The sequence below is a fragment of the Sphingomonas zeae genome, from assembly GCF_014197135.1.
GTDB classification, from domain to species: Bacteria; Pseudomonadota; Alphaproteobacteria; order Sphingomonadales; family Sphingomonadaceae; genus Sphingomonas; species Sphingomonas zeae.
In genome coordinates, this window is record NZ_JACIFA010000016.1 from 37,360 (window position 1) to 50,984 (window position 13,625).

Below are 13,625 nucleotides of genomic sequence, written 5' to 3' on the forward strand. Positions count from 1 at the left end.
CAGGGGAGGAAGATATAGCCTTACGCCTCGTCGCCCATGCGGAGCGCGGCGATGAAGGCTTCCTGCGGAATGCTGACCGAGCCATACTCGCGCATTTTCGCCTTACCCTTTTTCTGCTTTTCCAGCAGCTTGCGCTTACGTGTTGCGTCACCGCCGTAACATTTGGCGGTCACGTCCTTGCGCATCGCGCTGATCGTCTCGCGTGCGATAACCTTGCCGCCGATCGCCGCCTGGATCGGGATCTTGAACAGGTGGCGTGGGATGAGTTCCTTCAACCGCTCGCACATGCCGCGCCCGCGCGTCTCGGCGGTGCCACGGTGGACGATCATCGACAGTGCGTCGACCGGCTCCTCGTTGACCAGGATCGACATCTTCACCAGGTCGCCCTCGCGATAGCCGATCTGGTGATAGTCGAAGCTGGCATAGCCCTTCGACAACGACTTGAGCCGATCGTAGAAGTCGAACACGACTTCGTTGAGCGGCAATTCATAGGTCGCCTGCGCGCGCCCGCCGACATAGGTAAGGTTCTTCTGGATGCCGCGCCGGTCCTGGCACAGCTTCAGGATCGAACCCAGATATTCATCGGGGACATAAATCGTCGCCTCGATCCACGGCTCGCTGATCGACTCGATCTTGTTGGGGTCGGGCATGTCGGCAGGGTTGTGCAGATCAATCTGCCCGCCGTCATGGGTCAGCTCGATCTGGTAGACCACCGACGGCGCGGTGGTGATGAGGTCCAGGTCATACTCGCGGGTCAGCCGCTCCTGAATGATCTCCAGATGCAACAGACCCAGAAAGCCGCAGCGGAAACCAAAGCCAAGCGCTGCGGACGTCTCCATCTCGAAGCTGAAAGAGGCGTCGTTCAGCCGCAGCTTGCTGATCGACTCGCGCAGCTTCTCAAAGTCGTTGGCATCGACTGGGAACAGGCCGCAGAACACGACCGGCTGCACTTCCTTGAAGCCCGGCAGCGCTTGCTCGGTCGGCTTCTTGGCGTCGGTCAGCGTGTCGCCGACGCGCGCCTGCGCCACGTCCTTGATCTGCGCGGTGATGAAACCGATCTCGCCGACGCCCAGCTCGGTCAACTGCTCGATCTTGGGACGGAAACAGCCGACACGGTCGATCAGGTGGGTGGTGCCCGCCTGCATGAACTTGATCTGCTGGCCCTTCTTCAAGGTGCCTTCCATCACGCGGACCAGGATGACGACGCCGAGATAGGGGTCGTACCAGCTGTCGACCAGCATCGCCTTCAACGGCGCGGCCGCATCACCCTTCGGCGCTGGGATCTTCTTGACGATCGCTTCCAGGATGTCGCCGATGCCGATGCCCGACTTGGCGCTGGCCAGCACGGCCTCTGACGCGTCGATGCCGATCACATCCTCGATCTCGGCACGCACCTTTTCCGGTTCGGCGGCCGGAAGGTCGATCTTGTTGATGACCGGCACGATTTCATGGTCATGCTCGATCGACTGATAGACATTGGCCAGCGTCTGCGCCTCGACGCCCTGCGCCGCATCGACGACGAGCAGCGCGCCCTCGCACGCCGCCAGCGACCGGCTCACCTCATAGGCGAAGTCGACATGGCCCGGCGTGTCCATCAGGTTCAGCGTATAGGTCTCGCCGTCCTGCGCCTTGTACGCCAGGCGCACGGTCTGCGCCTTGATGGTGATGCCGCGTTCCTTCTCGATCTCCATGTTATCGAGAACCTGCTCGCTCATCTCCCGGTCGGTCAGGCCGCCGGTGAACTGAATCAGGCGATCGGCGAGCGTCGACTTGCCATGGTCGATATGCGCGATGATGGAGAAGTTGCGGATCTTGTCGAGCGACGTGGACACGGGGGAAAGGGTTTCCTGAAAAGCTATTCGATCCGCCGTTAGCAAAGATGCGCGCGGATGCCAAAGTGCTCTAGCGCGGCGATGCAATTTGCATAGCGGCTTTCGCCCTGCCCCTCGATCAGGGCATAGGGGACTCCGCGCCGATCCAGCTCCGCGCGCGACAGTTCGAAGAAGCGTTGCCGCTCGTCAAGCGTACCGAACAGGCGGGTGCCGTCCTCCACCCAGGGCAGGTCGGGCGCAAAGAGCAGATAGACATCTGACAACCGGTTCCAGTCGCCAAACCAGGGGTCGCGCTTCCCGAACAGCATGTCGGCCCAGACCGCCGTCATCAGCGGATCGGTATCGGTGACGACCGGCCACGGCCCTTCCGCCATCGCCGTGGCCAGCATCGCATCGTGCCCCTGCCCGATCGCCACCAGATCGGCCATGGAGAAGTCGGTGCCGTGCGCCTCGGCATAGTCGCGGCCATATTCCGCAAGATATCGCCCGCCAAGCGCGTGGGCCAAGCGCGGACCGACGGTCGATTTGCCGGTGCTCTCGGGTCCGTGAAGGCAGATGCTCCTCACGCCCGCCCCCTCCATTCGCGATAACCCCACAGCGACAGCCCCAGAAAGATGGCGTAGAGAATGGCGGTCAGGGTCAGGCCCTTCACGGCGTAAAGCGCGATGGACGACAGATCGACCGCGACCCAGAGCAGCCAGTTTTCCAGCCGCCGCCGCGCCAGCAAAATCTGCGCCGCCACGCTGGCGACCGCGTTCGCCGCGTCCCAAAAGGGCATCGCCGCATCGGTCCAGTGCGCCATGGCTGCCCCCCAGCCGAGCGAGGCGGCCAGGATAGCGGCGAGCCACGATAGCCGCGCCTCGGGCGACAATGTCTCCACCGTCACCTGGCCTGCCTGCGCGACGCTGCGCCGCCAGACCATCCAGCCATAAAGGTTCAGCACGAAGAAAAAGAGCTGCAAGGCGGCATCGCTGTACAGCCGCTCGCGCCAGAACAGCAGCGCGTAGAGCGCCACCATCACCAGCGCGACGGGATAGTTCCACAGGCTGCGCCTCACGACCAGCGTGACGTTCGCGACACCCAGGATAAAAGCGATCGATTCGAGCCAGGTCATGCCACCCGGTTAAGCCCGTACGCCCTCCAGGGGTGGTTCGCTATCGATCGGCTGAGCCGCGTGTTCCGCGGCGAGATGGTCGGGGAGAGAGGATTCGAACCTCCGGCCCCTGCCTCCCGAAGGCAGTGCTCTACCAGGCTGAGCTACTCCCCGACTAGAGAGTACGGATCGTTTTCGAGGCCTTTCGGGAAGGCCGATCCGTGCTGGAGGCGCGCCAATAGCCAGCGGTTCGGGCGCGCGCAAGCGGTTTTTTATCCGTCGTCAAAACAATTACAGATTCCGCCCCAACCGGCCGGCCAGATCGACGACATATTGCCACGCCACGCGTCCGGAGCGGCTGCCCCGGCGGGTCGCCCAGTTGATCGCCTCGTCCCCATCGAACGGCAGATCGTACCGCGCCGTATAGCCGCGCACGATCGCCAGATACCCGTCCTGATCGAGCGTGTGGAACCCCAGGCTCATTCCGAAACGGTCGGCGAGCGCAAGTTGGTCGTCTACCACGTCGCGGGGATTGATCGCGCTGTCCTGTTCGCTCAGGTCACGGGGCAGCAGATGGCGGCGATTGGCGGTGACGAGCAACCGGACATGCGCGGGTCGTGCCTCTGCCCCACCGTCGAGCAGAGAGCGCAGCTTGCGCGCCTCCCCCGCGCCTTCAAACCCCAGATCGTCGATGAAGATGGCAAAGGCCCGCGCCACCCCCTCCAGCATCGCAAACAGATCGGGCAGGCTGTCGAGCGCATCGACCGATACCAGCGCGAGCCGCCCCGGCCGATCCGCCTGAACGGCGGCCACCCCCGCCTTGACCAACGCGGACTTGCCGGTGCCGCGCGCGCCCCAGAGCAGCACGTCCTGCGCCGCATGGCCGTCCGCCAGCCGGACGAGATTGGCGAGCAGAGCGTCGCGCTGCCGGTCCAAGCCCTGCAACAGGCCGAGCGGAACCGGTGCGAACCCGCGTGCCGCCTGCAGCGCACCGCCCCGCCACAGATAGGCGGGATGGGCCAGCGGATCGGCCGAGGGCATGGGCGGGGGCGCCAGACGCTCCAGGGCGGCGGCGATACGCTCGATGACGGGAAGGGCAGGATCGGTCATGGCGGTGCTGATACGGCACCGCCCCCGTCCTGCCAAGCGAGCCGCGTCAGAGTCGGGCGCGGTGCGCCAGGATCGTCGGACTGCCCGGCGCAAGAGCCAGCGCCTTGTCGAACAACTGCCGCGCGGCGTCCGGTTCACCGGCCACGGCCAGTGCCCGACCATAGGCATCCGCCACGCTGGCGTTCATCGGCGCCAGACGATAGGCCGCCGCGGCGTAGCGCCGCGCCACCGTTCCGTCCCCCACGTTCGCATAAGCGACGGCAAGGTCATGGAGCAAAGCGACGTCGCGCAGGCCAAGCTGGGTGTGCAGCCCCTCCAACGTTTCGATCGCGGCGTCCGATTGCCCGGCCGCCATCTGCCACCGGGCGAGGAGCCGACGTGCCGGGATGCTTTGCGGATTTTGCGAAAGATAGAGACCGAGGCCGACCGCCGCGTCCCGTGCGCGTCTGGTCCGCTGATAGGTGTCGACCAACCGCAACATGGTCGGCTCGTCAAACGTCAGATCCCCTGCCTCGGCATAGGCGCCCAGCGCGTCGGCGTTTCGTCCGGCGGTGGCCAGCACATCGCCATAGGCCAATTGCGCGGCCGGAGCGCCGGGAGTTGCGCGGATCAGCGATTGGGCGACCCGGATCGCCCCCGCACGATCGCCCTGACTAGCCAGCCCCCGGATCAGGCCGAGTGCATAGGTGGGATCGGTCGGAGCCTCCTCGGCCCCTAGCCTCAGATCGGTCAGAGCACGGTCGGGGCGGAAGATCGCCGCATCGCCCATCTGCGCCCGTGCGGCCCGATCGACGAGTGCGGCCCGCTCGTCGGGATCGGCGGCCATCGCGGCAAGGCGTAACGCATAACCGTCCGCATCCGCCCGCGCCAGGATCGGGCGGAGCGTAGCCCAGGCAGCGGCACGGTCGCCCACGCCGATCTGCGCTGCGGCCAGCAACCGGCGCGCAGCCACGTTCATGGGCTGCATCGTCACCAGTCGGGTCCAGACCCGCATGGCCCGCTGCGGCCGTCCCTGCGCGTAGGCGATGGCCCCCTCCAGCATTGCGGCGCCCGGCCGCATCCGCAGCGCGCCGCCAGTGAGCTGGAGCAATTGCTGGGCCAGGGGATAGCAGCCGGCGCGCGCCGCGATCACGGCCTGAAGGTAGAAGGCCTCCGGATTGCCCGGCTGCGACACCAGAGCGGAACGGGTCGCCGCCAGCGCATCGCTCGCCCGCCCCGCGTCACCCAGGGTTGCCGCATATTGGATCAACGCCTGCAAATGATAGGCGTCCCGCGCCAGCGCCGCCTGAAACCAGGGAAGCCCCGCCTGGAGACCATAGCGGGCGCGGATCACTTCGCCCTGAAGTGTCAGCGCGTCGGGATCGGCCGGGGCCAAGGCCGCAGCCCGTGCCGCTGCCTGCGACGCGCCGTTCATGTCGCCGGCACCGAACCGGCTCCGCCCCAGATCGGTCCAGATGCGGGCATCGGCGGGATAAAGGACGACGAGCCGTTGCAACTCCTGCCGCAACTGCGCGCCGCCATCACCCTGCGCCGCCGCCACATGCGCCGCGATCCGCGCCATGGCGGCGTCGCGTTCAGCGGGCATCCGGTCGACCGCATCCTGCGCACCCGCCAGATTACCCTCGATCAGCCGCGCCTCGGCGCGTGCCGCCAAGGTCTGCTCAAGCGGCACACGGTCCGCCAACGCACGATCCAGCGCGGCCTCCGCCGTCACGCCCTCGCCCAGCAACAGGCTGGTCCGCGCCAGCATCATCTGGGCTACGCCTGAACGGGGTGCGGCCTCCGCCGCCTGTCGGGCCTGGTCATGCGCGGCGTGATAATTGCCGGCTGCCAGCGCAACGCCCGCACGCCGGAGCGCCTGCACCGGATCGACGCGAGGCTTCCCGCCGTACAGCAGCGCCAGCAACCCGACCATGGCCAGGCCGATGACGCCCAGCACGGCCAGGACCCGGATACGCCGCCGAATCGACCGCCGCCACCAGATGCGCCGCTTGCGCCGCATCATCGGATAGGGATGCGACCGCCGCCGATCGCCTGCCCTGGGTATCGCTCGCCGATCCTCCGCCACGATCAGCGGGCGCCCGAGGGCCAGAGGATGACCCGCAGCGTCTGAAGCAGGATCAGCGCGTCGAGGAAGGGTGAGTAATTCTTGGCGTAATAAAGATCATATTCCAGCTTGTGCCGCGCATCCTCGATCGATGCGCCATATGGATAGTTGAGCTGCGCCCAGCCGGTGATCCCCGGCTTCACCATATGCCGTTCGGCGTAAAAGGGGATTTGCTGCTCCAACTGCTCGACAAATTGCGGTCGCTCGGGTCGGGGGCCGACGAAGCTCATCTCGCCGGTCAGCACCGACCAGATCTGCGGCAATTCGTCAATCCGCACCTTGCGAATGAACCGCCCGACCCGCGTGATGCGGGGATCATCCTTTTCCGCCCAGACCGCCTGCCCTGCCACCTCGGCATCCTGACGCATCGAGCGAAGCTTGGGAATGTCGAAAGGCTGGTTGAACAGGCCGACCCGCCGCTGCCGATAGATAGCGGGGCCGCGCGATTCGAGGCGGATGAGGATGGCGGTCACCAGGATTACCGGCACCGCGACGATGAGCAGGATCAGGCTGACCGCAATGTCGAACGCTCGCTTTGCCATGGCCGACCACATGCGGCCCGACGCAAAGCCTTCGGAAAAAATCAGCCAGCTGTGACTGACCGACGCCAGATCGATGCGGCCGGTCTGCTGCTCCAGAAAGGTCGATATTTCCGATACCTGGACCCCTGTCGTGCGAACGCGCAGCAGGTCCTGATAGGGCAGCGCGCCCCGCCGTTCCTGAAGCGCCAGCACCACCTCGCCCGCTTCGCGTTCGAGAACGAAGGTCGACAGGTTGGGAATAGCGTTTCGCGGTACGGCGCCGGGAATCGCCGTCTCCCCCGGGTTCATCGCAATCGCGCCCACCACGATAAAATTGGCCCCCGGCATTTCGGCCAGTGCAGCGATCTGCGCCGCCCGCTGGCCCGCGCCCATCAGCACCACGCGGCGTTTGAACCGATCACCGCCCAGAAACCGCCCGAGCAGGCCCCGCACCACGACCAGCAGAATGACCGCAATGATCATCGAGTAGAACAGGCTCGACCGCCAATAGGACAGGGTCGGGAAGAAAAAGAAGATGAGCGAAAGGAAGATCACGCCCAGCGAGATCGCCACCATCAATCGCGCCGCAGCGAACCGCAACGACAGGAAGGAGGCTGCGGCATAAGCCCCCACTGCCAGCAACGAGATCTGAAGGGGGATCGCGAAACTGAGCACCTGCGGCAGCTGCTCGATGAAGGTGCCGGCAGGATAGCCGATCTGATGCGCGCGCAGCAGCCAGCCCAGTTCGGCGGCGGCCATCAACAGAAGGAAATCGACCAGCCCGAGCAACAGCGCCGCATGGGGGACATAATGTTTGAACAGGCGTATCATCTACCGGACGGACATCCCAACGCACACCGCACCCCCGCTTCGGAGGCGACTTGTCCCAATTTTTACAGACAATGACAAACGAAGCGTGAAGATGTGCGTTATGCACGCGCTATAACCGACCCGACCACCCTGCTATTCCCGGGTGGAACGAACAACCAGAAGGGGCATTCATGCATAATCCGATCGTGCCGGTCATCCTGTCCGGTGGCTCCGGCACCCGTCTCTGGCCGATGTCCAAACCGGAAATGCCCAAGCAGCTTCTGCCGCTGACCTCCGACGAGACGATGCTGCAACTGACCGCGCAGCGGACCAATTCCAATGATTTTGCCGCGCCGATCGTCGTGGCCGGACAACGTCACGCAGACATCGTGGAGGCCCAGCTGACCGAGGCGGGCACGCCCCCCCAAGCGCTGATCCTGGAACCGGTGGCCCGCAACACCGCGCCGGCGATCGCGCTCGCGGCTCTGGCTGCCAAGCCCGAGGACGTGCTGCTGGTCATGCCGTCGGATCACGTCATCGCCGATCTCGACGCCTTCCACGCCGCTATCCGTGCCGCTCTGCCGATGGTGTCGCAGGGCTGGCTTGCGACCTTCGGTATCACAGCCGACAAGCCCGAGACGGGCTATGGCTGGATCCAGGTCGGTCGCGAGATCGCGCCGGGCGTGCATCAGGTCGCTCGCTTCGTCGAAAAGCCCCGGCTGGAGCGGGCCGAGGCGATGTTGGCGCGCGGCGACTATGCCTGGAACGGCGGCATCTTTCTGTTCCGCGCCGACCGGTTCCTCGAAGAACTGGGCCAACACGCGCCGGAAATGCTGGTCGCCGCCGAAAATGCGATCCGCGCTGCCAAACATGATGGCAAGCGCATCATTCCCGACGAAGCGGAATTCTCCGCTTGTCCGTCGGACTCGATCGACTATGCGGTGATGGAGCGCGCCGACCGGGTCGCGGTTGTGCCCGTCGCCATGGGCTGGAACGATGTCGGAAGCTGGGATGCCCTTCACGCGATCAGCGAGTTGGATGGCTTCGGCAACGCGCATCGCGGCGAGGTGCTGGCGATCGACACCAAGAACTGCCTCATTCGTACCGACCGCGTCCGGATAGCAGCGGTCGATGTCCAGGACCTGATCGTGGTGGCGAGCGGCGACGACATCCTGATCCTGCCACGCGGCAGCAGCCAGGACGTCAAAAAGCTGATCGAGGCGATGAAGCGCTGATCACAGGGACCGGGCCGCCGCCCCGGTGGTCCGGTCATCCGGCGGCGGCAAGGACCTCGTCGATGGTCGTCGCTGCGACGCCGTGTTTCGCCAACCGATCAAAGACCGCGTCCCACCATCGATCGAACCGAGCACGGTCCCGGGCATCGCGAACATAGGGCGTATGCCCCGGCTCCAGCGTCGGCGAGTGGAAGGAAAAGGTGAGCAGCCGCACACCATCGGCCAGCGCCTGGTCGATCCCCGCCAACGCGTCGCGAATATCCACCCCCTCGGGCGTCAGCGGGATCCGGCTGAGCAACCCCGCCCGTGCCAGAACGCCTCGCCCGTGCGGCCAGCGGCCCGCCCGGCGATACAGCCCCGCCCCGCGCCGCCGCAGCAGCCCGGTATACACGCTGGTCAGGGGCAGTTCGACCATCCCCTCTCGGCGAAATCCATGGGCGTCGATGGCGCTGAAATTCATGCCCCCGACCGCATGATAATCGTGCAGCGCGCGCATCGAACTGTCGATCCGATAGCCGCGTGACGCCAGCAGCGATAGCGAGGAGGGACCCAGCCCATAGCGACCCGACCGGAAGATGCGGGGCCGAATGCCGAAAGACGCATCGATCGCGTCGGTCAGCATATCGAGCTTGGCGGCCTCCAATGCGATGGGGAGATTGCCTGCATGGCTGGTAAAGGGATCGACCACCTCCTGATAAGGCGGCGTTACCCAGGAATGAAGCTGCGCTCCGATCTCGGAGCGGCCATCGCCCAGACATTCGGACAGGATGCCGACAGCGACGGGGTCCACCGCGACCGGATAGTCGACCATGCAATTGAGGCCCACCCCGGCTTCGGCGAAACGGCGATGCGCCGGACCGAAAGCGCGCATCGCCTTGGTCGAACGATGGCGTCGATCGAGCGGCGCCGTCCAGTCGAACTCCTCTTCGACATCGACCGTCACCAGGAAACGTTGCCCGAAGGCGGCCGGCCAGATGATCCGCTCGTCCGCGGTGGCGGCGTCATGACGTCGGGGACGAGCCGCGTTCGACACGATCAGGCGATCGACGCCTGCCCCACGTGCTGGTCCTTGCCGATGGGCAGCGCCAGCACGAGCCGGTGCAGGCCGATGGTCAGCCCACCACCCATCTCGCCCCCCAGCTTGTCGATCAGGCGCAGCGAAAAGCCGGTGCCCAACAGAGGCGCACCATCGCGATGTTCCTCATCCCCCGCCTCGCTGAGCAGCGCGGCGTCCGCCTCGACCGTCAGAGCGAGCGGGCGATCGATCCGCAGCGCCGCCATGCCCTGATCGACGGACAGACTCGCCGACAGCCGCTCGCCGACCACGCAATTGGACAGAAGCACCGAGAAAAGCCGGGTCAGCAGCCGCTCGCACGCCCGGTCATCGGCCAGCGCCGATAGGGTCGCATAGGAAGGATCGAACCGGATCTCGGCGCGACGCAATTCCGCCAACGGGCGCAATTCGGCCAGCACCCGTTGGATGAGTGGCACGAGCGGAACGATGGTCGGCCGAAGCTCCAGCACATGCCCCTCGATCCGCGCGGCGGTGTCGAGATCCTCGATCGAGGCGAGAAGATCGGATGCCATCGCGCGGATTGCGCTGGCGCGGTCGCGATAGACGGGTGCGACCGGCCCCAGCAACTCGGCCTCGATGAGTTCGGCAAAACCCGCCACCGCATTGGCGGGGGTGCGGAGTTCGTGAACCAACTGTCGCAGCGAGTCGGACGAGGATGTATCGGGCACGCCTGCGACCACATTGGCCATCTCGTCGCGACGCGGACGACGGCCGCTGCCGCGATATCCCGCATATCGTCCGGAAGCGGGGTCGAAAAAGGGCATGGCGGATACCCGCCACGATCCCGCCGCCGCCGAACTGCCCCCGATTTCCAGGCGCGCGTCGCGAAAGCCGGAGCGACGGCGAAAGGCGCCCATCGCCACGCCGTCAAACTGAGCCAGTCCCTGCATGGCCGTCTCGGCGATGCTGACGCCGACCAGCGGCCCGCGCGTGATGCCCTCCACGCCCAGGATCAGGCCGTTGGCGTCGGTATCGAAGTCGAAATGGGCAGGACCGGCATGATCCGGGGTCGCGTCGGTCGTTTCCTCGCGCCGCTGATTGAACGCATCGATGCGCGCGACGAGATCGGCGATCTCGTAACGGGGCGGCGCGACGGGAGGTGGCGCGTGCCGCATCGCCTCTGCCATGAAGGGCAGGCTGCGCGCGACCTGGCCCAGCGCGACGAAGGGGGTCGCTGCCTGGGTCGGCAGCGGATCGAGCAGGACGGAGACCGGCTCGGCTTCGGCGACGGGCTCGGGCGCGACGACCGGTTCCGGCTGCTCGGGCTCGGGCGCGGCTTCCAGCGGCGATGCTACCGGCGGCGGCGCCTCGGCAGGGCGGCTCATGTTCGGCAGGACGAAATCGACCGGCCCGAAACTCTCGAGCCCCCGAATCACGGTCTCGGACAGGTCGCGACGGTGGCGCAGGATCGAGCGCGTGCGGGGGGTCAGGGCGGGCAGGATCGCCAGCCACTCGTCATCCGCCAGCTTGACGCTACGCAGCACGGTCGCAGCGACCGCCATCGTGTCTTGGGCAAAGAAGGCGACCAACGCGACAGGCGGGCGGCCGCTGCTCAGGATCCGCGCGCTCGCGACGCGCACACCCTCGGCCACCGTCTCCCGCAGTTCGGCAAGCCGCGTCAACATCGGCGGATCGGCGGGCACGCGGCCACGGCTTATCAGGTCGATCAGCTGCCGCCAGGCAGTCTGCGCGCCGAAAGGCGTCGCAGTGTCGGCCGATAAAATCGTAGCCAGACTATCGTCGAACCGCACTGAGCTCCCTTCACGCATGGCCGGTCGGCCTTAACGCCCCTGTCTTAACGTCCTTATCCTTCCAACTGGTAACCTGCAAATATCCTTATTGGTGCCGTTGCAATGCCCGAGAATTACGGTAGTGCGTAATTTTCTTATAGTACGACGTCAAAGAGCATAGGGATTCGGCTTTTTATGTGGAGTATCGTGTAATGGCGCTCGATCGTATCGATCGGCAGATTCTGGCGCTGTTGCAGGCCGATGGCCGAATGACCAATGTGGAGCTTGCCGAACGCGTCGGATTGACCGCCCCGCCCTGCCTGCGCCGCGTGCGTGCGCTGGAGGAAGCTGGTGCCATTCGCGGCTATCACGCCGACCTGGATGCTGCGAGACTGGGCTTCCCGATCACCGTCTTTGCCATGGTGTCGCTGCGCAGCCAGGCCGAGCATGACCTGGCCGCATTCGAGACGCATGTCGCGGGCATACCGGAGGTGCGTGAGTGCCACATGCTCAACGGCGAGATCGACTTCATCCTGAAGATTGTCGCGTCGGACCTGAAGAGTTTCCAGGAAATCCTGACCGGCCATCTGACCCCGGCGCCCAATGTCGCGAGCGTCAAGACCTCGCTGACCATCCGTACCGCCAAGCAGGTGTCGGGGATTCCGATCGAAGCGGATTGATCCGATTTCGGTGTTGAAAAAAGGGCCGGTTCTCCCAAGCGGAGGACCGGCCCTTTTTATTGGTGGGTAGCGGACGTTCCGCGCTATCCGTCCAGCGGAGGAAAGGCCCAGGCTGTGTTCCAGTCCGGGCCTTTCAATCCTTATGCCTGGTTACCCAGCCACGCCGTCCAGAAGCTCGCCAGATCGGCGCGGGGTGCACCCTTGACAGCGTCGAAGGCGGCCTTGGCGCCCGCCTTGTCACCACCGGCGGCCAGCGCGATGCCGAGGCGGGTGTTCACCTCATTGGCGTCAACGCCGCCCTTCTGAAGCGCCAGACGATAGAGTTCGGCGGCCTTGGTATAATTGCCCTGGCCATAATAGGCTTCGGCGGTCAGTGCGGCGAGCTTGCCGTCGCCCGCCGACTTGGCGCGCGCCTCGGTCGGGGCGAGCGAGCCTTCCTGGCGGTTCTTGGCTTCGGCGGCGGTCAGCATCGCCTTGGCCGTCGCATTGCCGGCCGGAATCTTCCCATTCGCCATGCCTTCCTTCAGCACCGACGCCGCCTCAGCAGGCAGCCCCTTGTCGGTCGCGTACTGAGCATATTCCATATAGTCATTCTGGTCGGCCAGCGACTTGGAGACGCGCATCAGGCGGAACAGGTCGAGCTTCTGGTTCTTGTCCAGCGTCGCCAGTGAGCCCGGCTGGAGGCCGTAGATGACCAGTGCGTTGCGCCAGTTCTGCGGGGTCGGATAGGCCGCGATCCACTTGCGCATCCAGCTCAGCGTTTCGGGGACCTGCTTCGCCTTGTTGGCGCGGCCGATGGCGAACTTGTAATAATCCTCCGGCGCCTTCTGGCCCGAGGCGTTCATCTGGTCGATCACCGACGCCAGCTCGGCATTGCCCCCCGCCACGTCGCCCGTCTCGAACTTCGCCTTGACGATCAGCATTGGCAGGTTGGGGTCGTTATAGCCGAGCTGCTTGGCCTGCTGGAAATATTGCAGCGCGATCGGATACTGCTTGCCGTTGAAGGCCAGCGCGCCGCGGCGATAGACATAACGCGGCTTGTCGGCGGCGGGGGTCGACGGGCTGTTAATGAGCGCGTCGAGCGGCTTGGCAAGCACCGCCTCGTCGATCGGGGCGTTCGGATTGGCCTGCTGGGCCGCGAACAGCTTGCCCGATTCGAGCTCGTAGCGCATCGCGGCAGCGATATACTTGTCGTCTTCGGTCTTGGCCGCGGCCTCGACCGCGGCGATCAGCGGCTCGGCTGCGGCATAATTCTTCTGCTGCAGGACGGGCTGCGCGGCCTGTGCGGCCTTCAGCGCCTCGGGGCTCAGCTTCAGGCCGCCCGCTTCTTCCTTCTTCTTCTGCGCAGACGCCGGCGCGGTCAGCACGACGCTGCCCATGCCCGTCGCGAGCGCGGCCGCCAGCGCGAGCTTCGGTATGATTTTCATGCGAA

Annotated in this window: 11 protein-coding genes and 1 tRNA gene; 2 read left to right on the forward strand and 10 right to left on the reverse strand. The window is 65.7% G+C overall.

Annotated features, from left to right (window positions below):
• Nucleotides 1–20 precede the first annotated feature (20 nt).
• From lepA to GGR45_RS17075, 7 genes are all read right to left on the reverse strand, one after another.
• The gene (gene lepA / locus GGR45_RS17045) at nt 21–1,832 is read right to left on the reverse strand and encodes a translation elongation factor 4 (RefSeq protein WP_175311022.1); all 1,812 of its coding nucleotides are present in this window, start codon (nt 1,830–1,832) and stop codon (nt 21–23) included.
• Nucleotides 1,833–1,870: 38 nt separating this feature from the next.
• Complete coding sequence (locus GGR45_RS17050) at nt 1,871–2,398, reverse strand: AAA family ATPase (protein ID WP_285138835.1); 528 nt, start codon at nt 2,396–2,398, stop codon at nt 1,871–1,873.
• Nucleotides 2,395–2,946, reverse strand: a complete 552-nt coding sequence (pnuC, locus tag GGR45_RS17055) for a nicotinamide riboside transporter PnuC (protein ID WP_175311023.1) — start codon at nt 2,944–2,946, stop codon at nt 2,395–2,397. The genes GGR45_RS17050 and pnuC overlap by 4 nt, the downstream gene beginning before the upstream one ends.
• A gap of 76 nt (nt 2,947–3,022) precedes the next feature.
• Nucleotides 3,023–3,099, reverse strand: a tRNA-Pro gene (locus GGR45_RS17060).
• Between the two features lie 117 nt (nt 3,100–3,216).
• Nucleotides 3,217–4,035, reverse strand: coding sequence for an ATP-binding protein (locus GGR45_RS17065; RefSeq protein ID WP_175311024.1), 819 nt, complete (start codon nt 4,033–4,035; stop codon nt 3,217–3,219).
• A 46-nt stretch (nt 4,036–4,081) separates the two neighbouring features.
• Nucleotides 4,082–6,040 carry a tetratricopeptide repeat protein gene (locus GGR45_RS17070; protein ID WP_175311025.1) on the reverse strand — a complete coding sequence of 653 codons (1,959 nt, stop codon included), beginning with the start codon at nt 6,038–6,040 and terminating at the stop codon, nt 4,082–4,084.
• Nucleotides 6,041–6,105: 65 nt separating this feature from the next.
• Nucleotides 6,106–7,494: a TIGR03013 family XrtA/PEP-CTERM system glycosyltransferase gene (locus tag GGR45_RS17075; protein ID WP_175311026.1), complete on the reverse strand. Its 1,389-nt coding sequence runs from the start codon at nt 7,492–7,494 to the stop codon at nt 6,106–6,108.
• A gap of 170 nt (nt 7,495–7,664) precedes the next feature.
• On the opposite strand from GGR45_RS17075, the gene GGR45_RS17080 reads away from it, so the two are divergent.
• Nucleotides 7,665–8,708, forward strand: a complete 1,044-nt coding sequence (locus GGR45_RS17080; RefSeq protein WP_175311027.1) for a mannose-1-phosphate guanylyltransferase/mannose-6-phosphate isomerase — start codon at nt 7,665–7,667, stop codon at nt 8,706–8,708.
• Nucleotides 8,709–8,742: 34 nt separating this feature from the next.
• Here GGR45_RS17080 and GGR45_RS17085 read toward each other — a convergent pair whose 3' ends face one another.
• Nucleotides 8,743–9,741: a polysaccharide deacetylase family protein gene (locus GGR45_RS17085; protein WP_175311028.1), complete on the reverse strand. Its 999-nt coding sequence runs from the start codon at nt 9,739–9,741 to the stop codon at nt 8,743–8,745.
• A 2-nt stretch (nt 9,742–9,743) separates the two neighbouring features.
• Nucleotides 9,744–11,534, reverse strand: coding sequence for a sensor histidine kinase (locus GGR45_RS17090; RefSeq protein ID WP_343051216.1), 1,791 nt, complete (start codon nt 11,532–11,534; stop codon nt 9,744–9,746).
• Between the two features lie 191 nt (nt 11,535–11,725).
• Between GGR45_RS17090 and GGR45_RS17095 the strand changes: the two genes are divergently transcribed.
• Nucleotides 11,726–12,193 (forward strand): Lrp/AsnC family transcriptional regulator, encoded by a 468-nt coding sequence (locus GGR45_RS17095; RefSeq protein WP_175311030.1) that lies wholly within the window; start codon nt 11,726–11,728, stop codon nt 12,191–12,193.
• A 140-nt stretch (nt 12,194–12,333) separates the two neighbouring features.
• Here GGR45_RS17095 and GGR45_RS17100 read toward each other — a convergent pair whose 3' ends face one another.
• Complete coding sequence (locus GGR45_RS17100; protein WP_175311031.1) at nt 12,334–13,620, reverse strand: hypothetical protein; 1,287 nt, start codon at nt 13,618–13,620, stop codon at nt 12,334–12,336.
• Nucleotides 13,621–13,625 lie beyond the last annotated feature (5 nt).

What these genes read in the sequence shown, in the direction of transcription:
- GGR45_RS17070 (WP_175311025.1), bottom strand. Translation starts at nt 6,040, where the DNA reads ATGATGCGGCGCAAGCGGCGCATCTGGTGGCGGCGGTCGATTCGGCGG.
- GGR45_RS17095 (WP_175311030.1), top strand. Translation starts at nt 11,726, where the DNA reads ATGGCGCTCGATCGTATCGATCGGCAGATTCTGGCGCTGTTGCAGGCC.
- GGR45_RS17100 (WP_175311031.1), bottom strand. Translation starts at nt 13,620, where the DNA reads ATGAAAATCATACCGAAGCTCGCGCTGGCGGCCGCGCTCGCGACGGGC.
- GGR45_RS17080 (WP_175311027.1), top strand. Translation starts at nt 7,665, where the DNA reads ATGCATAATCCGATCGTGCCGGTCATCCTGTCCGGTGGCTCCGGCACC.
- GGR45_RS17065 (WP_175311024.1), bottom strand. Translation starts at nt 4,035, where the DNA reads ATGACCGATCCTGCCCTTCCCGTCATCGAGCGTATCGCCGCCGCCCTG.
- GGR45_RS17075 (WP_175311026.1), bottom strand. Translation starts at nt 7,494, where the DNA reads ATGATACGCCTGTTCAAACATTATGTCCCCCATGCGGCGCTGTTGCTC.
- pnuC (WP_175311023.1), bottom strand. Translation starts at nt 2,946, where the DNA reads ATGACCTGGCTCGAATCGATCGCTTTTATCCTGGGTGTCGCGAACGTC.